Here is a 19,255-nt window from a genome sequence, read left to right as displayed (position 1 = left end):
AATTTTTGTTATTTAACAAGGTTAAGGGATACAGTCAAAGTTATATTATGAAGGGCGTTCTCACTTGGTGCGGTGCTGCGTAAAAATGGGCCTATCCTCTGCGTTACTCGTCATTTTTGCATAGATTCGGACCAAATGCTGCACGATAATCCGTATGTAGCGAAAAGGACCGCGTCTCTCTGCCAATAGCACAGAACGCGGTTCCTTCCCGTTGGTTATCTCAAGCCTGGAGCCATTTTGTGCAATTGCTTCGGATGGCTGACGTTCATTTGAGTTGTTCTTCCTGCTTCTTGAGTTGGAAAAATACGATGAACCATGTCTTCGAATTCCCGGGAAAATCCAGATAACGGATGGCCTGCTGCCGAGCTCTTCATGAATTCATTCATCCGTTGGACGAAATCAGGGTTGGATGACACATATACTTGTTGACATTGCGGAGCGTCTTTCTTGACAATCTCGGCAATGCGTTGCTTCAGGTCCGAAGACACATCACTGCTTGTGTCCATATTATGCGCATAGGTCTTCGATCGTGCACTCAGATTTCCGGTTCCGCGGTGATGGGTTGCCTTGGTTTTTAGGTGATGAGCTCCCTTTCCCGTTCCTTTTGTCTTCATATGTCCGTCAGTCGATACGGCCACATACGCATTATTGTTAGTCAACATGACGTTCGCCGATTTGACTCCCTTCATGCGGGCAATTTGATTAGAGATCTTCTTGTTCATCTGCATATTGGTCATGGAGTGAGTACCGGTGCCGTAACCGTGCAGACGAGTGCCGTCAACTCCATAGCCCGTCATGCCATAATTATGTGTTCCATAGCCATGGGTGCCATAGCCATGCGTGAGTCCGTCAATTCCATAGCCGCGCATGCCATCTACGCCGTAGCCACGAGTACCGATGCCATCAACACCATAGCTGTGAGTGCCGGTCCCACCTACGCCATAACCGTGAGTGCCGGTCCCGCCTACGCCATAACCGTGAGTACCGGTGCCGCCTACGCCATAGCCACGAGTACCGGTGCCGCCTACTCCATAACCGCGAGTACCGGTGCCGCCTACTCCATAACCGCGAGTACCGATGCCGTCTACTCCATAGCCGCGAACTCCATCTACTCCATAGCCTCGTGTGCCGTAGCGGTAGCCGTGATATTTGTTCGCGTTCGTATCCAAATTCCGGTTCATGCCAAGCGGATTGATTCCATCTTGAGCGGTACGGGTACGCATGTTGTTTTTGGCGCCTCTCGTTGTCACGTTATCGGTATTCGTCGTGCACCCTGTTAACCCCATAGACATAACCAATGCCGCTGTCAGCGTAAGCAAGACCATCTTTTTACGCATCGCTTTTCCTCCTTGTGTAGATGATTTCAATTGGATTATCACCACACTTAGCATGCGCCGAGGAAGGGATGTTATCCCGATAGGTTTTACCGCCCCTGCCACTCCTTTCTGTACTTTGCAAAATTCCGCAGCAAGACCGGATCGCATCATTCACAGCGGCAAAATGGCCTTTTCGTGCTTTTTCCCGAATACCAGCGGCTCTAAGTTCAATAAGAAGACACGGCTGCCCGCGAACGGCTGCCGTGTCCGATTTTACTTCTGATTGGATTGCGATTCATCCTGTATGCCACCATCATCCTGCCACGTCTGAATGGCTTCATTGAAGGATGACTCATCTACCGGATAGGCCCATGTCTCCCCTTCCGACATTAACCATATATACTCCTCTTTCATGTAGCCGCCATATCGCTTCTTCACCGCTTTCTCTTCCGGCTGTCCTGGGTCAATTGCCTCCGGCTGCAGCGTAATCGTCAGCGACCAGGCCTGCTTCGCTCCGAATTCCGATAAGGCGTCTGCCCGTTCCGGCTCGCGATCAATAATCAGGAAGCGGAAAGCATTGATAAGCGAAGCCGCTTTTTCTTGCGTCACCTTGTTGCCGTTCAGGCTCCAATTCTCCGCTTCATCGGCCGAATTTCCCTCTGTTGGTTCCTTTTTCAGATCATAGGTCCGTCCTTCCCATGACCACTCGAATTCCCGAACTTCCTCCAGCGCGAACGTCAACGGTTCCTTCCGGGCAAAGTCAAAGGCAGAGCGCTTTAGGCCCGATAAGTCGGATTCAGACACTTGATAGACCGTCTTCCCTTCATCTGCCCGAGCATAGACCGTACCGGGAACCGGGGTATTCCCTCCGATCTCAATCCGGCGGACGTTCCCGCCTTCCCTAATGGAGTATACCGCAAGGGGATGATCAAGGCCGTACTTGGCCATATCCGCTGCCTCCTCTTCCACCACGGACTGTCCCGCAACGCCGGTAAATGTCGTAATCCAATCGGACACCGCATAAGAGCTTAGCGGATAATCCTCGTTCCCCTGCACCTTCCAATCTTCCTTACCTTTAACCAGCTTCAACGGCTTGCCTTCGATATCCAATTCAATAGCGTCCACTTGTTCGGCTGCCGCCTTTACGAGGACAGGCGCAGCTTCCGCTTCCTTGTCCGTATCGATAAAGAAATGATTCGACGATGCATACCAGTACAGAATGCCGAAGACCATAAGCAGCAGAGCAGCCGGCATCAGCTTCTTCATGACGCATGTCTCCTTCTCCACCACAGTCCAGCTCCAATGAGAAGCAGCATGGCCGGGAATCCGATGACGGTCACCCACAAAATCGTTTTTCCCTGAACCGGGGTTAAATACGCAAGCTGGTAGGCGGCCTTCTCGCGCGGCCGGATCGTAACCTCATCCTGATTTTCCTCCAGCCAGTGGATGCTGTTCAACGCGAAGTCGCGATTGCCTTGGGTATAAATATAAGCATCTGCCATATAGCTGGAACCGCCGATTACGACAGCTTTCGGCTGTCCGTCCTTCGACTGGACGACCGCTCCGAGTGTCAGCGGACCTGCGATATCCAAGTCATCCCGTTCGCTTCCTTCTTGAACCAAGCGCGGGATATCCGTCTCACCATACGCTTGTTCCGTCGTGTGCAGAATTTCTTGCGCTTCAAACGCCTCATTCTCGCTAATCTTAAGCGGAATGCTTAACGACAGGGTCATCATCATCCGGTACTGGATAAGCTTCTCTGTCATCTCATGCTCGTTGTAATCGGGCATCATCGTGAACGGATCGTACAGCAAGCCTTCGGACGAATCTACGGCGACCGAGTTCGTGCTTTCGACGCCAAGAGACTTCAGCAGCCCCTGTATATTCGGCCATTCCGTGGCCATCTTTTCATTGAACCCGAGCGCAAGGTACAGCTTTCCTTTGCCTTCCACATACTTTTGCAACAGTTCCGCTTCCTTCTCGCTCAAATCCTGCTTAATGCCGATAAGCATAATGAGATCCGCATCCTCAGGAATGCTGCCCTTCTGTAACAGATTCAGCTCCTCAAGCTCCACATTGTCTTCTTCCAAGCTTGTCTGCAGCACATTCATTTGCGCCAGCGCCATTTCCTGATGGCCGCTTAGAACGTACGCCTTTGACTTTTTATCTGACGCCAGGCTTCGCAGCGCCTGTGTCATGTTTTCTTCGCCGCTGAACTGATACGAATACTCCTGTCCGGCTTGAAACATTTCAATTAAGCCAACCGTTTTCCGCTGGGTTCCCTGCTCGAATACAATCGAGCTTGCCGTCAGCTTGTACTGCTCCGCAAGCGAAGGCTCCTTCAGTAGATCATACCGCTTAAAGGAAATATTCCGGTTGCGCTTCGCATATTCTTCCGCCATGTCGGCAACCTCGCGCACCAGCACTTCACTATCGTTCGGGGTCGTGAACAGCTTGATGGCGATCGGATTCTCGATGGAAGCCAGCACCGATAACGTCTGCTCCGACAGTGTGAAGGATTTGTTCTTCGTCACGTCCCATTGCCATCCCGAGAAAGATTGGAAAATATAAGTAATCAGCACAAAAATCCCTACTGCCGCGGCCGAGATCATTGCCGCATTTCCACGACGCAGCCATGTTTTCATCATCATGTTACCTCCACCGCTTTCTATCCAGCACTTGAAGACTTAGCACGATAAATACAGCGGATAGCGTCACAAAAAAGAGTACGTCCGCCCCGCTGATCACACCCTTAATGAATGATTCCAGACGCAGATTCATGGCAAAAGGCGCAATCCAGCTTCCCCATTCCGAGGAGGTGGATGCGGGCAAATCGAGCAGCCAGAAGGCAAGCAGCATGACCACGCCCGCAATCGCCCCCATCATCTGGTGCTGCGACAGACTGGAGGCGAACAAGCCGACGGCGGCCATTGTTGCGCTTAACAGCAGCATCCCGAGAACCGAAGTAAGCAGCACCGACCAATCCAGCGGACCGAAAAACGACATGATAAGCGGGTACAGCAGGCTGAGACAGACCAGCAGCACCATGACGACAAGCGCCGCCGCGTATTTGCCGAGCACAATGTGGCTCAACCGGGCCGGTGAGGTCAACAGCAGCTCATCCGTGCCTTGGCGGAATTCGTCCGCCAGCAGCCGCATTGTCAACAGCGGAATGACGAAGATATACATGAACACCGCGTTGCCCGAGACGAGCCGGAAATCGATAATACTAGGCTGAAACATCACGAAATTCAAATAAAACATCATGCTGGAAATAAGCACATAGACGGCAAACGCTACATAAGAGGCAGGCGAGGTGAAATATGCTTGCATTTCCTTGCGAAAGATCGCTCGAAATTTACGCATCTTGCACCTCCTCCTCGGTCGTAAGCCGAATAAACACGTCCTCAAGGCTGGTCGCATCGCGATTCATCTCTAGAATCGGATATCCCGCCTTCGCAAGTGCGAAAAAAATAGACTCCCGCGCATCCGTCTGTTCCGCCGAAATGACCCGAAGTGCAACGATCTGGACGCCGGGATCCAACTGAGGCGCTCCGGTCCGCTCTTTCTCTGCTTCTATTGCGTCGCCAGCATCATCCGCGCCCACATGTTCCGACGCAATGCCGGGTGCTGCCCCCGCCTTCGCGGCTGGACTGCCGGAGAATTGGCCGGCACGGAATTCAGTCTCTTCATCGTCAGACTCTCTCTCCTGCTCCGTCCCGTTCCCGGCTGCAAGCTCTGTGGCCTCAGCAAGGACATCAACGGACGCTACCTCAGGAAGGGCTGTCAAAATGGAGATGATCTCGGACTCCCGTCCCTTCACTTCCAGTTGCAGCGACGAGGCCTGCCCCATCACTAACCCAAGTCGATCCTGTTGTTCATCCAGCACAAGGCGGCCCTGATGGATGATGAGGACCCGATTGCACAACGTATTCACCTCAGGCAAAATATGAGTGCTGAGCAGAACGGTATGCTGCTCTCCCAATTCGCGGATCAGCTCGCGTATCTCGATAATCTGGTTCGGATCCAGCCCGGACGTCGGCTCGTCGAGCACAAGCAGATCGGGCTTATGCATAATTGCTTGCGCCAAGCCGAGCCGCTGCTTGTATCCTTTGGACAGGCTGCGAATCATCTGCTTTTCTCTTCCGCGCAGCCCCAGCTTGTCCAGCATTTCCGCGATGCGCTGTTTCTGCTCCCGTACAGGGACTCCCCGCAGATCGGCGATAAACGATAAATACGCCTTCACCGACATCTCAGGGTAGAGGGGCGGCGTTTCGGGCAAGTAGCCGATTTTGCTTCTTGCCTGGGCACCATGCTCCTCCATCGTCAAGCCTCCGATCGAGATGCTCCCGCGAGTCGGGTTCAAATATCCGGTAATCATGCGCATCGTCGTCGTCTTGCCTGCCCCGTTGGACCCCAGGAAGCCGACTATCTCGCCCTGCTCGATAGCGAATTGAAGATCCTCCACGCCCCGGCGGTTATCATACCATTTGCTGACGTTGTTCACTTCTAACATCGTAGACCTCCCGTTTCATTTGCGATAACGGACGCACCGCCTGCCGGCGGCGCGCCGCAGTCTCTCTTCGATTATAAGCCACTATATCTAAAGTAAGATTAAACGGAAATGAAGCAATACTTAAAATAATATGTCCATCTTGTGAACGATTATCGTTTTTTTCGAAGCCGCTTACTACGGCGCATCCGGGAGCGACGGATCCCCTTCTTCTTCCGTCTCCGTGCTCGAATCGCCCAGCGCCAATGGCTCTTCCGGCGGCGCAGGCGCCGGCCCCGCTTCGTCCTCCTCCTGCCGCACAGATGCCGGTGGCGGGATAAGCGCCTCCGCAAGTTGTCATCCGGAGAGCCTTCAGAAGTGACGCCATGCAGGATGTCGGCGGGAATCCGCCGAGCCTGGGGCAGCAGCGATGCATGTTCCGGCATGCTGGGAGAAATGCGGCGGTACATACCGCTATCCGGATCGGCGACGAACACATCGGGCGCATCCCCTTGGATGACTTGGTACTGTGGCCGATGGTGAAGGACATGGCTAATAAGCAACTTCTTCAGCCGATCGCGGAACACGGCATGACCATACACCCGAACGGCGTTCTTCCCATTGCGAATGCCCGCCTTTTTCCAAACCGAAGGGCTGCGGGTCGCGTCAAGAAGGACCTGGATTAATCGCTCCTCGTTCCCGGTCTCTATCGAATAAGCGGAGTTCCCCACCGACGCTTGTATCTCCGCCAATCCGCCCGACGCATACGCAATCACCGCCTTGCCGAATATCATTCCTTCCAGCGCCGTTAATCCGAAGCCTTCCGGCAGCAAGCTAGGCACCACGACAATATCCAGCGCCGGATAAACATGCTGCACCGATGCCTCGAATGGAATGAACCGGAACCGGTCGGCATAAGGAGAATTCGTAATTATGCCGAGACAGTCTTCATAGTAACCGTGGTCCGACGTTTCCCCGAGGATGACGAAGCGGGCGAACGGCCGCTGAGCCGCCACTTGAAGGGCCATCCGGACAAAATGGTCCAGCCCTTTTTCGGGATAGATGGCAGCCGCTATATATCCGATCAGCACATTTCCCGCCCCTATACCCAGTTCTTTTCTTTTGCTGCGGCGGAAGCGGGGCCAGGATCGAGGCCGAAGCGCGTTCGGGTGCCAGGATGGAGGCAGCAAATAGAGCGGGGTATCTCCCGCCTCGGGGCGGATGGGTTGAAGCGTCGTCTCGGACGTGCCGATTATGCCGTCGGCATGCGAGCTGATAAGTGCCGCCGCGAGGGCAGTATACGGGTTGTCGTCGATGGTCTCATTAATGATCCACAGGGTAGGAATCCCCAGGGATACGGCTGCGGCTGCGGGAAGCGGGTGGACCGCCGTATTCGTCAAGACGATATCCGGCTGCGTATGCCCCAGCAGGTTGACGATAGCCCCGAATTCGGGAGTCTGCTTCCATCGTTCCAGTTCTTCCGGGAGATCAGCGGATGGCCGGACGATAGAGTACATGAGCGGGCAGGCCACAATCTCACTGCGGATGCCGGCAGCCCAGGCCAACACGGATAAACGCCCTTCCTGCGGTACGACCAAAATGCATTCATACCAGGTGCTTAGCTCTTGAGCGAGAAAAAAAAGATGCTTCTCTGCTCCGGTAATATAATCTTGGTTGCATATATGCGAAAACAACATCATAGTCGGTCTCATTGTGCGGCCCGTTCCTCTAAGAAGATACGGATGCCTTCACCTCCAGAAGCAATGGAATTGCATACTCCGATCGTGCCGCACTAGCCGAATATGGTCACAAGCACCTGGTTCAAGCGGTGCGCATACGTATGTTCGCGCATCGTCCGGGCCAAAGCGCGGAGCGCAATTTCCCGCCGATCTTGTTCATGGCTTAAAAAATAGTCGATTTTGGACAGCATCTCTTCTGTAGAGGCATAGGTCTCTATCTCCACGCCGGGCGTATAGAATTTGGAGAGGTCCGATCGCACGTCGGTCAGCTGCAGCGTTGCGCAGGCACAGATTTCGAACGTGCGGGGGTTCGGGGAAGCAGCCGTAATATTGATCTGGTTCTGGTTGACCGACTCGTCGTTATGACTGCGGTGCAGATTAATTACGATCTTGCTGCCATTGTACGTATCCGACGTCTCGTATGGGTCCATCCAGCGGTTCAATTCGATCTGATGGGCGTATTGATGATATTGAGGCAGCCGATCCCACCATAAGCCGGATAAGACTAAACCTCGCTTCATCAGCTCAGGCAGAATCGACTCTATCACCCGCACCCGGTTCCAATAGGCGGATCCGATGAAGCTGATCTCCCTCCGCACCTTGGCTGGGCTTCGAATGGGCCGGAATTGGCCGGGAAAGACGCCGAACGGTAAAAAATATACGTTGGCCCCAAGCGACCGGTAATACTCGACGTTGTTCGCTTCCAAGGTGAAAACATAGTCATAATGCATCACGATGGAACTCATCATGTCAGTATAATAGGGATCATCCGTAATCCATAAGGCGGTCGGGATCCCAAGTGCCCGTAAGGCATCGACTTGCTCCAACGGAAGTTCCATGCCGTCCAGGGCAAAAACCAAATCGGGCCGCTGCTGGCCGGCCACAGCAGCAACACCATCTCGCGGCCCGAATACAGACACTTGGCTGACCAGTTCCTGCCATGTGGTACGCATGCCTTCATCCAGCGGAGAATAAGGATATCCTTTACCGGTTGTCACATAGTAGATATGGAGCGGCCGCATCGGTATCGGATCCCTCGGCGTGTTCATAATGACATCCGCCCGTCCGCGTAAATAGCCTTCCTGGAATCCATTATTGAACCCTGCGATGCGTCCTTGATGACGGGCGTTGTCTCGGAATTGATGATTCATATGAATTCGGGCTTGCTGCCTGCGTGAGCGTGATGTACGCATGGAATCGCTCCTTTTTTACATTCGTTCTTGTTGGAGTACTGCGATCCGGTAGACATGGCCTCGCAAATGCTCCATCGATGGTCTAGCATCCATTCATCATATGCCGCTCCGTCAGGTGCATCATGGACGGTTATCCATCCATAGTTAAAAAGGGCTTCCGGACAGACAAAAACAGCCAGCGGCCGCCGCTTGCGGCAAGCATCTGACTGTTCTAAGCCTTATCCAGTTTGTTCAGAATATGCCAACTGGTGACCATCCTCGAAGCCTTTGGCAAAGCCGGCACTGAACCCTGCTTGATAAGATTCGTCATAGGCCTGCTTAATGGATTGTGGAGAGGCTCTTCTTCTCTGGCGGACGATTCGCAGCCCCCGTCTCCGCAGCTTGCGGGAGCGCCGGGATAGACCCCGATGCGATCCTTTGCGGGCACGAATGGGTCCGCTGCGTACGCTCTTGCGCCTCAGTCTACTTGTGCGTGAACTCTTTTTCAATAGATTCACCCTCCTGTACTCCTCGGATCAAGTATGGCTCTGTCGAAATAAGCTGGATTGAACCAGGGCGTTGCAGGAGTTCCGGTTGTCTTATGACGGGAACACCAGCCGGTGATCATGCCGCATAGCGCCAGCTGATAGTTCGACAGCAGCCGGATATCCTCTTTGATTCCTTTGACGGATCCTTCCGCGTGCTCGGTCACATCCGCAAGGTGATCCAACATCCGGGCCAGGGCAGACTGGCTGCGGACGATGGCCTGGATCATTTCAAGCTTGACTTCATCCTCCTGCGATCTATGCATCATGACAGTTTATCTCCCCAAATCAAATTCTCCGCTGAAAGATCCGTCTCCTAGCCCGTCTTCTAGCCCACCTCCCATCGAGCCCGATTCTCCTCGGTAAAGGATGGCTTTCATGTTCCGGGCAAGACTGAGCTGGATTTTGGTCAATCCGTCAAGGACTTCAACAATTTGGTCATGAATCTCCAACGGATCGCTGATTTGCTCCTTATGGTTGATAAAGGCGGCCTCCGTTAAATGATTCAGCATCCAATTTCGCGTTTTTTCTGCTTCTACTGCTTTTGCTTCTAAAATCATGGCAACATTCCACTGCATCTTGGCTATAGCATCTAATATTAGATGATAGGAGTGCTCTCTGCTCAACCCGTCTCCCCCCTATCCATTCATTCTTCGCCATCATCGTTCAATTCTTTGATAACATGCTCAAGCTGCTCGGCTAACGCCTCCTCCAACTCCGCGATTCCGTTCAGGTAAGAGACGATATTTTTCGTTAACGCAGCGGATTGCTCCTTCAGTCCGCTCAGGCCGGCAAAATCGGGATTAACGTCCGGCAGGGCGTGAATGAGCTGTGCCATACGAACCGCAACCTGACGTTCCGCGTCCAGAACGCGGGCCATATGCTGATGCGTATGGGACATGTGAACAATAATTTCGTCCACGACGTTATCCATGCTTCTTCCTCCCCGGCAAAATGCGGATCGCGCACAGGTGTTAACTCCGCTTCCTTAGGTTAACATATGCGGGCCACAGGCGTACGCACACGGGCTATTCGCCCAAAACTGCCCTCAGGCGCAGCCATTTCTGCAGCCTGCACCACCTGGACGGTCATGGATTACAAATGATACGCAGTTATCATCGGCGCCGGAATAATCGGAAGCCCCTCTTTCAGTTCGCGTCTCTCTTTGTCCGTTCGCGGCTGCACCCGGTTCTCCATCTGCCATCTGCGAAGGGCGTGCTCGCTGATGATTTCGCGGTATTCTGTTCCTTGACGCTGATACCATTTTCCCGCTTCGGTCGTGAAGACGGCTCCGTCTGCAATCCCCCCGTTCGGCTCGGATTGGCCGTGCCACTTATCGCGGGCAGCCCCCGCATCCATGGCCGGCCCTGTCGGCCAGCCCCGCAGATCGATTTGCGAGATGGATACGATCGGGACGCCGATGTGGCCGACAAGCGGGTATTTCGTGCCGTGCTCGACCCAATAGACCGTATCTGTCAATCCGGTGACCGCGACATGCGTCGGGTAGAAATCATGGGACCGGCTAAGGTTCGAGCCGCTGTTCGTCTCTCTCGCACGCTGCACCATGTTGAATGAATTTCCCCATTTGTCACGGAAAAATGCTGCGTTTTTATCATTGACAGCCATAAACTGATCCCCAAGCTCCTTCATCGTTACGCTGCCGTAATGGTGGATAAACGCATCCCGTGCAATCACGAGCTTGCGTCCATTCAGGCGCACACGCAGCGCATAATCTTCATCTTCGAAATTGCCAATCTCGAAGCCTTCGTCGAAATATCCGGTCGTCTCGAACAAATCCCGGCGGAATACGAGGCAAAACCCGACAATCCGATCCGTTCCTTGCCATTTTCCCGCATTCGGCACATTATGTGCTGCCGCGAACGAATACATATCCTCAATGCTTTGGTAAGGAACTTCAATCTGCTGTTCTCCGCTAATGAAATTCGTCACTGGCCCGACTATTCCGATATTGTCCTCGCTCTGGAGGCAGTTAAGAAGGTTCCTGAGCCAGTTCGGAGTTGCGAGGATATCGTTGTTCAATATGCAGATCGTCTGTCCCTTCGCCATCATCAGCCCCGTATTGACCGCTCCGGAGAAGCCGCGGTTATGCTCATGGATATGGAAGCGAAGCTTTCCGGTATTCCGGTGGAGATAGGCCCCGGTGCCGTCTGTCGAGGCGTTGTCGATGACAATGATTTCATGAGGGAGCGGCGTATGGGCCTCAATGCTGGCAATACACTGCTCTAGCAACTCGGCCTTGTTATACGTCGGGATGATGATACTCGTGCCGTCGAAGGGAACTCCGTATTGAGACTGCCCGAGACGCAACCCTTCCGCATAGCCACAGGCATAACCCTGATCGTATCGTTGTTGTTCGCTCCGTCTGGATGCAGCCTGCATGGAAGCGGGCCGCTTACCTGCACGCACGTGGCGAATGTGACGACGGGAACGCAATTGTGGCATCCCGGCGCACCTCCTTCATTCGAATTAAGTTAATTGGATATTGCCATTTACGATGAGATTCGCCAAATGTCCGAAATCAATGGCGACCTTGCCAGACTGTTCGGCAAGGCGCTGAACCAGAATGACTGCAGGAATGCCTGCAGCAACAACGGCCAAATCATAATCATGCTCGGCGGCCTCCTGCAGAACGATCGGAATGTCAGTCATGCCATTAACCGGGGAGATCGCGCCAGCAATGACAGCTCCTTTGCCTGCAAGAATCGTGGCAAGCGAATGGGCCGTATTGCCGATGACGAGCACGCGCCTGCCTTGGATCAGCCGGGGCAAATAGCCTTCTTCGGCCAACAAGTAATTAATGGTAGATAAAGTAAATCGACGTGGCGCGATCTGGATTCCATACGCCTGAAAGACGGGGAACAGCAGCCCCTTGAAGTTCGGTTCCAGGGCAACCGGCACGCCGATAATCGATGCTTTGCGTACTGCCTCCGCCAATTGATCCCGATGGACGTGATCTGGAATATTCATGCCCGAATATTCGAGGAATGTGCCCTCCCTCCGAACTAATTCCGCGCTCAGAACGAGATCATGCGCCAATGCCATCAGTTCGCCGTCTCCCAGCCGCACGAGCGAGCACGGAGTCCTCTCCTGCAGTGCCGATTCCAACTCCTGGAACACCTCGGCAACTCCTATCAGCGGCTTCAGCAAATGGCGAACCTGTTCCACTCCCAAAGATAAAACGTGCTCCACCGTCATATCTGGAAGAAGGGTCGTGCCGGGAAGGAGCCGGGCCAGGATTCGTTCCCCTCCCTCATACTTGCCTTTGCGAAACCCGTCCTCATAACTAAGCCGCCGTTCGGTCTCCATATCTGGCTCTGTCTCCTGCAGACTGTCGACAATCGGAGCAGCAGACGGCTGACGCTTGCGCTTGATTTTCCGTACGGATCGCTCCCCGTACCGCTGCTGACGCTTGTGATACAAACGTGCTGCTCTTCGGGACAGGTGTCCCTTACGGCTAGCCCGCAGCTTCCGCACACGGGAAATGCGCCGACGATAAACCGTAATTTTTGCCATTCGTGTCCCTTCCCTTCCTAGCTTCATCTGCATGGCGAATGAGACAGCGTGCCGGCTTCGGGGGATCAGACTATCTTCCGTGCAAATACGATCCGGACAGCACACGTTCCCACCAGGCGCGGTTGTTCACATACCAGGAAATCGTCTGCTTCATCCCTTCGGCCAAGCTTACGGTTGGACTCCAGCCGAGCTCGCGTTCGGTCTTGCCAGGATCGATCGCATAACGCAGATCATGACCCGGGCGATCGGAGACGAAGGCAATCAGCGACTCCGGCTTCCCCAGCTCGTTCAACACCATCCGGACAACCTCCAGATTCGTGCGCTCTTGATGGCCGCCAATATTGTAGACCTCGCCCGGCTGCCCATGACGCAGCGCTGCGTCAATGGCTGCGCAATGATCATCGACGTAGAGCCAGTCTCGCACATGGGAACCATCCCCATACACGGGAATTGGCCGATCTTGAATCGCTTGCGTTATTATCGTAGGGAATAGCTTCTCCGGAAATTGGCGCGGACCGTAATTGTTCGAGCAGCGGGTAATAATGACAGGCATGCCATACGTGCGGGCATAGGAACGTGCTAGCATATCCGATCCAGCCTTGCTGGCGGAATAGGGGCTGTTCGGTAGGAGCGGGGAGTCTTCCGTAAAAAAGCCGGTCGATCCTATCGATCCGTACACTTCGTCGGTCGATACGTGAATAAAGCGGGAAATGCTGTGACGCCGTGCCGATTCCAGCAATCGGAACGTGCCCAGCACATTCGTGCAGACGAATGACTCCGGACCAGAAATGCTGCGATCGACATGGGATTCGGCTGCAAAGTGCACGATCGCATCGAATGCTCCCTCCTCCATAATCTGTTCCACAGCCGCCGCATCCGTTATATCCGCCCGTACGAAGCGGTAGGCTCCGCTATCGGCAATATGCTGCAAATTATCCGGATTGCCCGCATAAGTGAGCGCATCCAGATTCGTAATATGGATTTCCGGGCGTCGGGCCAGTATATAGAGGATGAAATTACTGCCAATGAACCCCATGCCTCCGGTTACGAGAAGCCGGTTCATAACCTGGCCTCCTTCAACTCTTGAGCTGCTTCATGCAGCGACTCGAACGTGCCCGCATCCGTCCACCACGATCGAAATACATCGTAGTGCAGCTTGCCTGCGGCCGCGTACCGGTTGTTGACATCCGTAATCTCCAGTTCCCCGCGCTCGGATGGTACAATGGCCTCAATATGTTGAAAGACACTGGTATCATACATGTAAATGCCCGTGACGCAATACGATGATGACGGATGCTCCGGCTTCTCTTCAATTCGGACGATCCGCTTCGGATTGGCGCTGTCGAAGACAGGCACTCCGTATCGCTTGAGGTCCGGCACTTCTCGCAACAGAACGCATGCATATCCGGGTCTCTGATCGCCGAATGCCGCTGCATACGGAGCCAGATCGTCGCGGAACAAATTATCGCCGAGCAGTACGACGAATTTCTCGCCTGGAGCAATATACGGCTTCGCCAACGAGAGCGCTTGGGCGATGCCGCCCGCTTCCTCCTGGATGATAAAGGTCAGATGAACGCCGTAGGACTGCCCGCTCCCGTAATAGTCTGTAAACAAGGATGCTGACATTTTCCCGATAACCATTATAATATCCGTAATGCCCGCCGAACGCAGACGTTCGAGGCCATAGCTGGCCATCGGATGCCGGCCAACGGGCAGCAGGTGCTTATTTATCAGCTTCGTCAACGGATATAGACGGGTGCCTGTGCCTCCCGCCAAAATAATTCCTTTCACTCGATTCCCTCCTTATAGCCAAGTTGAGGAAGCGGCCGCCCTGTGTGCGACATGGCCTACATGAATACATTCCAAAAAGGCTAATGCATCATCTGACGAGCGGAAAATAGATATCATCCTCCGTTCCTCCTCTCGGCAATCCTCTCGCGTTGGTGCCTCTTGCTGAAGAATAACGCATTTTCCTCCCATAAGGAATGAAATGCCTCCATATGATCCCCGATGATAAGCTCGGCAACCGGATTCGATACGCCTACATTCGTACGGCGTATCCGATTCCTTCCGATAACGTCGACCGCATGCACCGCTTTCGTGTGCAAGCCCCGGACCAAGGCAAGCGTCTGGAATTTGGGAGGAACGATCAAATTCTGTACGCCTACGGTATCCAGCGCACGGCGGGTAATGGCATGAGGGACAGCGGTCAACGAATTGGCATGCAAGTCGGCGCGGCCTAGGCTGCGGTTCAGCCACTCCTTGCAGTGCGTAATTCCATCGCGGTTGAAGAAGGGGCCCAGGAACGGACTGATGTCGTTGAGAGCCACATCGACGCCATTGTCGCATTCCCATATAAAAGCGCCGAGCTCCTCAGCGGCAATCGGGATATCGGCATCCACGAACAACAGAATCTCCGCTTGAGACAGACTCGCCCCGATAGCGCGGCCAACGTCATGACCAAGCGCTTCCGGGTAGTGAATGATGCAGGCGTCCTCCGAAATGTCCTGTACCGCCTGCAAGCTGCCGTCCGAGGAGCCGTTCACCACGACGATGGTGCGTGACAGCGGAAGGCGCCCGAGCTCCTTCAACACTCCTGCGATGCTATCTTCTTCATTTTGGGCACACACGATTGCATCGACCGGCCTGGTCGTCGGAATCAGTACGGCTTCCCTTCCATTCTGATACCTTCTTATCGTAAATCCAGCTCTGTACGCTTCCGCCAAATCCTTAACTTCTGAGTAGGATAAGGGAGCAAGCCGGTATGGCGTAAGGAACTCAGTGAACCGGCTTTGCATGAAGCGGACGATGTCCTTGTACGAATCTTGTACGCCCAATGCGGCATATTCGTCGCCATGCCGCCTTCCCGCATCATGGGCTTCATGGAGCCATGCTCGTCTTGCCTTCGGCTCATATTGCTGACGCTTCCAATGCGGGAGCTGCTTATGTCCGCGTTTCCGAAGCCGGCTGCGTCTTATCATGCGGCCAGCCTGCAGGCGTCGGTAGCCCTCTCTTCCTCCCCGGCTCGACTGACGTCGACGTGCTGAACGGTGCAGCCCCTGGATAATGTTCCTTGTTCTACGGAAGGATCGCTTCCTTCTCATGGCATTATGTCACCCGCTCCCGTTGTCTGGTCAAATCCGAGTGGCCGCCCCGAGGGCCCCGTTGTTCCATCAGCCAGCGAATCGCCTGCAAATGATCTTGGCATATCAGCGGCTCCAGTGGATCCTCGCCTCCCCCCCCTACACGTATCCGATTCATGCGGCCGACGTCAATCGTATGCACTGCGCGGATATCCAACCCGTATACGACGGCCATCGCATGCGCAAGCGGCGGGACGGACAGCGCGTCGGCACCGATCAGTTCAAGCGCCCGACGGCTTAATGCATGCGGAACGGCAGTCAGGGAAGATCCCCCCAAATCCTGCCGGGACAGCATGACATTTAATGCGTGCTTGGCCAGGACCACTCCGTGTACATCATGCTTCCAGACAGGCCCCTGATAATTATTGAGAGCGACATCGACGCCATTGTTCACCGCATGGACAAACGGGTGCAATTCCGACGCAGGTAGCACGATATCGCCGTCGATGAACAGCAGAATGCGTCCCGCCGCAGCTTCGGCTCCAACGGCTCTGCCCTTATCGTGTCCAAGCGGGATCGCATAACGAAGAACGCGGGCTCCCATCTCTGCCGCGATGCGGTCTGAGCCGTCGGTCGTTCCGTTCGCTACCACAATGACCTCAGTGGTTGGATGCACCCGTGCCGCCCGTTCAATGACACGGGACAGTGTCCGCCGTTCATTCATAACCGGGATGATGACCGACACAAAGGGATCGGAAGAACTATGGATTCGTACCTGCCGGCGGGTACGCGTTCGCGCAGAACGATATCTTTTGGAATGAGCCATTGCACTTCTCCCTCCCGGGCAAATTGCACATGTATTTACATCCCATTGTATGAGGCATAGTCCAGAGTGCAACGGCTCATGTGCACATTCGGGCCGCTTCCTTCCATAACCCGGCGGATCGCCTGAGGTGTGCAAAAAGGGGGGGGCTTATAAGTAGTTTTTATTCCCTGTGGGATGACCGTTAGATTCGATAAAAGGTCGAGTTATGGTTTACATTAACTTCCCACTTGAGCAAATTGTGGGCAAGGGAAAGCTACCCGACCTCGAGACTTACTTTCGATAGGCCTCGAAGCAGGAAGCGTCTGCATCCTCCTCTCCTACCGGAAGACGAGGGTTTGTCCACCGGGACACGTCCATGTATCCGTTTGTTCATTGTATTCCCAATTATCTATCTTGCTGACGGCGTTTTCATTTCTTTGGTTTTTCTTGATGACTTTCTCTACATAAGGCTACATGCAACGTGTGTCCGTCGGACGCTGATGTAAACGGTATCCGACGATAACCTAATTTTCGGTGCCAATCTGTACATGATAACCGGGCTGGAGCTGTCCATTTTCATGTGGTCTTCCTTCATTCGCATAAATACGCTGTGTATAAGTGTAGATGATGAATTTCGTGAGCATTTTAGGATGGTAGCTATTATATGGAATGTACAAAGAAATCGTTCCTTTCGTAGCTGGTGGGTCGTATTTCCATTTTACGAAAGAACGATTTCTTTTTGTTTTTCATTTTTGAGAAAAGGGTGCCCCTCGTCATTTTCAATGACTTTTGGGACAGCCCCTTCCTTGCTTCACCGGGGTATCGGCCACAAACTAGCCAATTGCAATCCAGGATACGCAACCGAATGGCTGTGACTGCGGATCCTTACGATGTATTTCCAGAACGGCGCTGTGCGTTGATTGCGATTTCATCACCGCTTGGCATTCCGGGTGGTTGGTCATCGCGACAAGAACATATTGATTATTCGGGAACGGCTCGTCGAAGGCAATGCGGACGTCTACCCGGTCAGTCTCCCCCTGAAACAGAAATGCGCTCATCCCGAATTGCTGCAGCGCTCCGGCGCGCGGCATCGAAGTGCGCACTGGAACGAAGGAACAGGACTCCGGTGTAACCGTTCTGGGCTGGAGCACGATCGAACTCAAGACTCCCTCTTCCAAATGCTCGGCCCGGATGCTCCCCGCTGCGATATGTTGTCCGGCTACCTCGCCTTCGCCGATATGACGACCTGTAACTTCGCCTGCTCCGATATGATGACCGGCTACTTCTCCTTCGCCGATATGACGACCTGTAACTTCGCCTGCTCCGAGATGATGGCCGGCTACTTCTCCTTCGCCGATATGACGACCTGTAACTTCGCCTGCTCCGAGATGATGACCGGCTACTTCTCCTTCGCCGATATGACGGCCTGTAACTTCGCCTGCTCCGAGATGATGACCGGCTACTTCTCCTTCGCCGATATGACGACCTGTAACTTCTCCTGCTCCGAGATGATGGCCGGCTACTTCTCCTTCGCCGATATGACGACCTGTAACTTCTCCTGCTCCGAGATGATGGCCGGCTACTTCTCCTTCGCCTATATGACGACCTGTAACTTCTCCTGCTCCGAGATGATGGCCGGCTACTTCTCCTTCGCCTATATGGAGGCCCGTTACTTCGCCTGCTCCGAGATGATGACCGGCTACTTCTCCTTCGCCTATATGACGACCTGTAACTTCTCCTGCTCCGAGATGGTGGCCGGCTACTTCTCCTTCGCCTATATGGAGGCCCGTTACTTCGCCTGCTCCGATATGATGACCGGCTACTTCTCCTTCGCCTATATGACGACCTGTAACTTCTCCTGCTCCGAGATGGTGGCCGGCTACTTCTCCTTCGCCTATATGGAGGCCCGTTACTTCGCCTGCTCCGATATGATGGCCGGTGACCTCGCCTTCGCCTATATGACGACCTGTAACTTCTCCTGCTCCGAGATGGTGGCCGGTGACCTCGCCTTCGCCTATATGACGACCTGTAATTCCTCCTGCTCCGAGATGGTGGCCGGTGACCTCGCCTTCCCCAATATGGCGGCCCGTTACTTCGCCCGTTCCAATATGATGGCCGGCTACTTCTCCTTCGCCTATATGACGACCTGTAACTTCTCCTGCTCCGAGATGGTGGCCGGTGACCTCGCCTTCGCCTATATGACGACCTGTAACTCCTCCTGCTCCGAGATGGTGGCCGGTGACCTCGCCTTCGCCTATATGACGACCTGTAACTTCTCCTGCTCCGAGATGATGGCCGGCTACTTCTCCTTCGCCGATATGACGACCTGTAACTTCTCCTGCTCCGAGATGGTGGCCGGCTACTTCTCCTTCGCCTATATGACGACCTGTAACTTCGCCTGCTCCGATATGATGGCCGGCTACTTCTCCTTCGCCGATATGACGACCTGTAACTTCTCCTGCTCCGATATGATGACCGGCTACTTCTCCTTCGCCTATATGACGACCTGTAACTTCTCCTGCTCCGAGATGGTGGCCGGCTACTTCTCCTTCGCCTATATGGAGGCCCG

Annotated in this window: 19 protein-coding genes and 1 pseudogene; 1 reads left to right on the top strand and 19 read right to left on the bottom strand. The window is 54.0% G+C overall.

What is annotated here, in order from left to right; genetic code table 11:
- Positions 1–215: 215 nt before the first annotated feature.
- The 19 genes and pseudogenes from PPOP_RS19675 to PPOP_RS18485 all read right to left on the bottom strand — a co-directional run bounded on the left by PPOP_RS19675 (position 216) and on the right by PPOP_RS18485 (position 17,849).
- Positions 216–1,337, bottom strand: a complete 1,122-nt coding sequence (locus PPOP_RS19675) for a YhcN/YlaJ family sporulation lipoprotein (protein ID WP_006288224.1) — start codon at positions 1,335–1,337, stop codon at positions 216–218.
- 252 nt (positions 1,338–1,589) lie between these two features.
- A complete protein-coding gene (locus PPOP_RS18560) occupies positions 1,590–2,582 on the bottom strand; it encodes a DUF4340 domain-containing protein (RefSeq protein ID WP_006288223.1) in 993 nt (330 codons plus the stop codon).
- Positions 2,579–3,964 (bottom strand): GldG family protein, encoded by a 1,386-nt coding sequence (locus PPOP_RS18555; protein ID WP_006288222.1) that lies wholly within the window; start codon positions 3,962–3,964, stop codon positions 2,579–2,581. The genes PPOP_RS18560 and PPOP_RS18555 overlap by 4 nt, the downstream gene beginning before the upstream one ends.
- A gap of 4 nt (positions 3,965–3,968) precedes the next feature.
- Positions 3,969–4,682: an ABC transporter permease gene (locus tag PPOP_RS18550; RefSeq protein WP_006288221.1), complete on the bottom strand. Its 714-nt coding sequence runs from the start codon at positions 4,680–4,682 to the stop codon at positions 3,969–3,971.
- Positions 4,675–5,832, bottom strand: a complete 1,158-nt coding sequence (locus PPOP_RS18545; protein WP_006288220.1) for an ABC transporter ATP-binding protein — start codon at positions 5,830–5,832, stop codon at positions 4,675–4,677. Before PPOP_RS18545 ends, PPOP_RS18550 begins: the two co-directional genes overlap by 8 nt.
- A 149-nt stretch (positions 5,833–5,981) precedes the next feature.
- Positions 5,982–7,508, bottom strand: coding sequence for a glycosyltransferase family 4 protein (locus PPOP_RS18540; protein WP_234399902.1), 1,527 nt, complete (start codon positions 7,506–7,508; stop codon positions 5,982–5,984).
- A gap of 92 nt (positions 7,509–7,600) precedes the next feature.
- The gene (locus tag PPOP_RS18535) at positions 7,601–8,740 is read right to left on the bottom strand and encodes a CgeB family protein (protein ID WP_006288218.1); all 1,140 of its coding nucleotides are present in this window, start codon (positions 8,738–8,740) and stop codon (positions 7,601–7,603) included.
- Between the two features lie 218 nt (positions 8,741–8,958).
- The gene (locus PPOP_RS21390; RefSeq protein ID WP_234399901.1) at positions 8,959–9,228 is read right to left on the bottom strand and encodes a hypothetical protein; all 270 of its coding nucleotides are present in this window, start codon (positions 9,226–9,228) and stop codon (positions 8,959–8,961) included.
- A gap of 5 nt (positions 9,229–9,233) precedes the next feature.
- Positions 9,234–9,533: a hypothetical protein gene (locus tag PPOP_RS18530; RefSeq protein ID WP_006288217.1), complete on the bottom strand. Its 300-nt coding sequence runs from the start codon at positions 9,531–9,533 to the stop codon at positions 9,234–9,236.
- Positions 9,534–9,539: 6 nt separating this feature from the next.
- The gene (locus PPOP_RS18525; protein ID WP_006288216.1) at positions 9,540–9,890 is read right to left on the bottom strand and encodes an alpha-helical endospore appendage domain-containing protein; all 351 of its coding nucleotides are present in this window, start codon (positions 9,888–9,890) and stop codon (positions 9,540–9,542) included.
- Positions 9,891–9,910: 20 nt separating this feature from the next.
- A complete protein-coding gene (locus tag PPOP_RS18520) occupies positions 9,911–10,198 on the bottom strand; it encodes a hypothetical protein (RefSeq protein ID WP_006288215.1) in 288 nt (95 codons plus the stop codon).
- Positions 10,199–10,359: 161 nt separating this feature from the next.
- Positions 10,360–11,727: a glycosyltransferase family 2 protein gene (locus PPOP_RS18515; protein ID WP_006288214.1), complete on the bottom strand. Its 1,368-nt coding sequence runs from the start codon at positions 11,725–11,727 to the stop codon at positions 10,360–10,362.
- 24 nt (positions 11,728–11,751) lie between these two features.
- The gene (locus tag PPOP_RS18510) at positions 11,752–12,798 is read right to left on the bottom strand and encodes a GT-D fold domain-containing glycosyltransferase (protein ID WP_052516661.1); all 1,047 of its coding nucleotides are present in this window, start codon (positions 12,796–12,798) and stop codon (positions 11,752–11,754) included.
- 70 nt (positions 12,799–12,868) lie between these two features.
- Positions 12,869–13,861 (bottom strand): dTDP-glucose 4,6-dehydratase, encoded by a 993-nt coding sequence (gene rfbB / locus PPOP_RS18505; RefSeq protein WP_006288212.1) that lies wholly within the window; start codon positions 13,859–13,861, stop codon positions 12,869–12,871.
- Positions 13,858–14,589, bottom strand: a complete 732-nt coding sequence (locus PPOP_RS18500; RefSeq protein WP_006288210.1) for a sugar phosphate nucleotidyltransferase — start codon at positions 14,587–14,589, stop codon at positions 13,858–13,860. Before PPOP_RS18500 ends, rfbB begins: the two co-directional genes overlap by 4 nt.
- A 113-nt stretch (positions 14,590–14,702) precedes the next feature.
- Positions 14,703–15,779: a glycosyltransferase family 2 protein gene (locus PPOP_RS18495; protein ID WP_042230075.1), complete on the bottom strand. Its 1,077-nt coding sequence runs from the start codon at positions 15,777–15,779 to the stop codon at positions 14,703–14,705.
- A gap of 127 nt (positions 15,780–15,906) precedes the next feature.
- Complete coding sequence (locus tag PPOP_RS18490) at positions 15,907–16,707, bottom strand: glycosyltransferase family 2 protein (protein WP_199899004.1); 801 nt, start codon at positions 16,705–16,707, stop codon at positions 15,907–15,909.
- Between the two features lie 320 nt (positions 16,708–17,027).
- Positions 17,028–17,323 (bottom strand): annotated as a pseudogene (locus tag PPOP_RS26230) (IS1182 family transposase); the annotation flags it as partial.
- Positions 17,324–17,519: 196 nt separating this feature from the next.
- A complete protein-coding gene (locus PPOP_RS18485) occupies positions 17,520–17,849 on the bottom strand; it encodes a WIAG-tail domain (protein WP_042230073.1) in 330 nt (109 codons plus the stop codon).
- A gap of 45 nt (positions 17,850–17,894) precedes the next feature.
- Between PPOP_RS18485 and PPOP_RS18480 the strand changes: the two genes are divergently transcribed.
- On the top strand, positions 17,895–19,255 hold a 1,361-nt coding region (locus tag PPOP_RS18480), incomplete at its 3' end, for a hypothetical protein (RefSeq protein WP_148278016.1).

Origin of the sequence: Paenibacillus popilliae ATCC 14706 (genome assembly GCF_000315235.1) — a bacterium.
Classification (GTDB): Bacteria; Bacillota; Bacilli; order Paenibacillales; family Paenibacillaceae; genus Paenibacillus_B; species Paenibacillus_B popilliae.
This window is presented reverse-complemented; position numbering and strand designations above follow the sequence as displayed.

Coding starts and splice junctions, on each gene's coding strand:
- PPOP_RS19675 (WP_006288224.1), bottom strand. CDS start 1,337: ATGCGTAAAAAGATGGTCTTGCTTACGCTGACAGCGGCATTGGTTATG.
- PPOP_RS18560 (WP_006288223.1), bottom strand. CDS start 2,582: ATGAAGAAGCTGATGCCGGCTGCTCTGCTGCTTATGGTCTTCGGCATT.
- PPOP_RS18555 (WP_006288222.1), bottom strand. CDS start 3,964: ATGATGAAAACATGGCTGCGTCGTGGAAATGCGGCAATGATCTCGGCC.
- PPOP_RS18550 (WP_006288221.1), bottom strand. CDS start 4,682: ATGCGTAAATTTCGAGCGATCTTTCGCAAGGAAATGCAAGCATATTTC.
- PPOP_RS18545 (WP_006288220.1), bottom strand. CDS start 5,832: ATGTTAGAAGTGAACAACGTCAGCAAATGGTATGATAACCGCCGGGGC.
- PPOP_RS18540 (WP_234399902.1), bottom strand. CDS start 7,508: ATGATGTTGTTTTCGCATATATGCAACCAAGATTATATTACCGGAGCA.
- PPOP_RS18535 (WP_006288218.1), bottom strand. CDS start 8,740: ATGCGTACATCACGCTCACGCAGGCAGCAAGCCCGAATTCATATGAAT.
- PPOP_RS18530 (WP_006288217.1), bottom strand. CDS start 9,533: ATGATGCATAGATCGCAGGAGGATGAAGTCAAGCTTGAAATGATCCAG.
- PPOP_RS18520 (WP_006288215.1), bottom strand. CDS start 10,198: ATGGATAACGTCGTGGACGAAATTATTGTTCACATGTCCCATACGCAT.
- PPOP_RS18515 (WP_006288214.1), bottom strand. CDS start 11,727: ATGCCACAATTGCGTTCCCGTCGTCACATTCGCCACGTGCGTGCAGGT.
- PPOP_RS18510 (WP_052516661.1), bottom strand. CDS start 12,798: ATGGCAAAAATTACGGTTTATCGTCGGCGCATTTCCCGTGTGCGGAAG.
- rfbB (WP_006288212.1), bottom strand. CDS start 13,861: ATGAACCGGCTTCTCGTAACCGGAGGCATGGGGTTCATTGGCAGTAAT.
- PPOP_RS18495 (WP_042230075.1), bottom strand. CDS start 15,779: ATGATAAGACGCAGCCGGCTTCGGAAACGCGGACATAAGCAGCTCCCG.
- PPOP_RS18490 (WP_199899004.1), bottom strand. CDS start 16,707: ATGGCTCATTCCAAAAGATATCGTTCTGCGCGAACGCGTACCCGCCGG.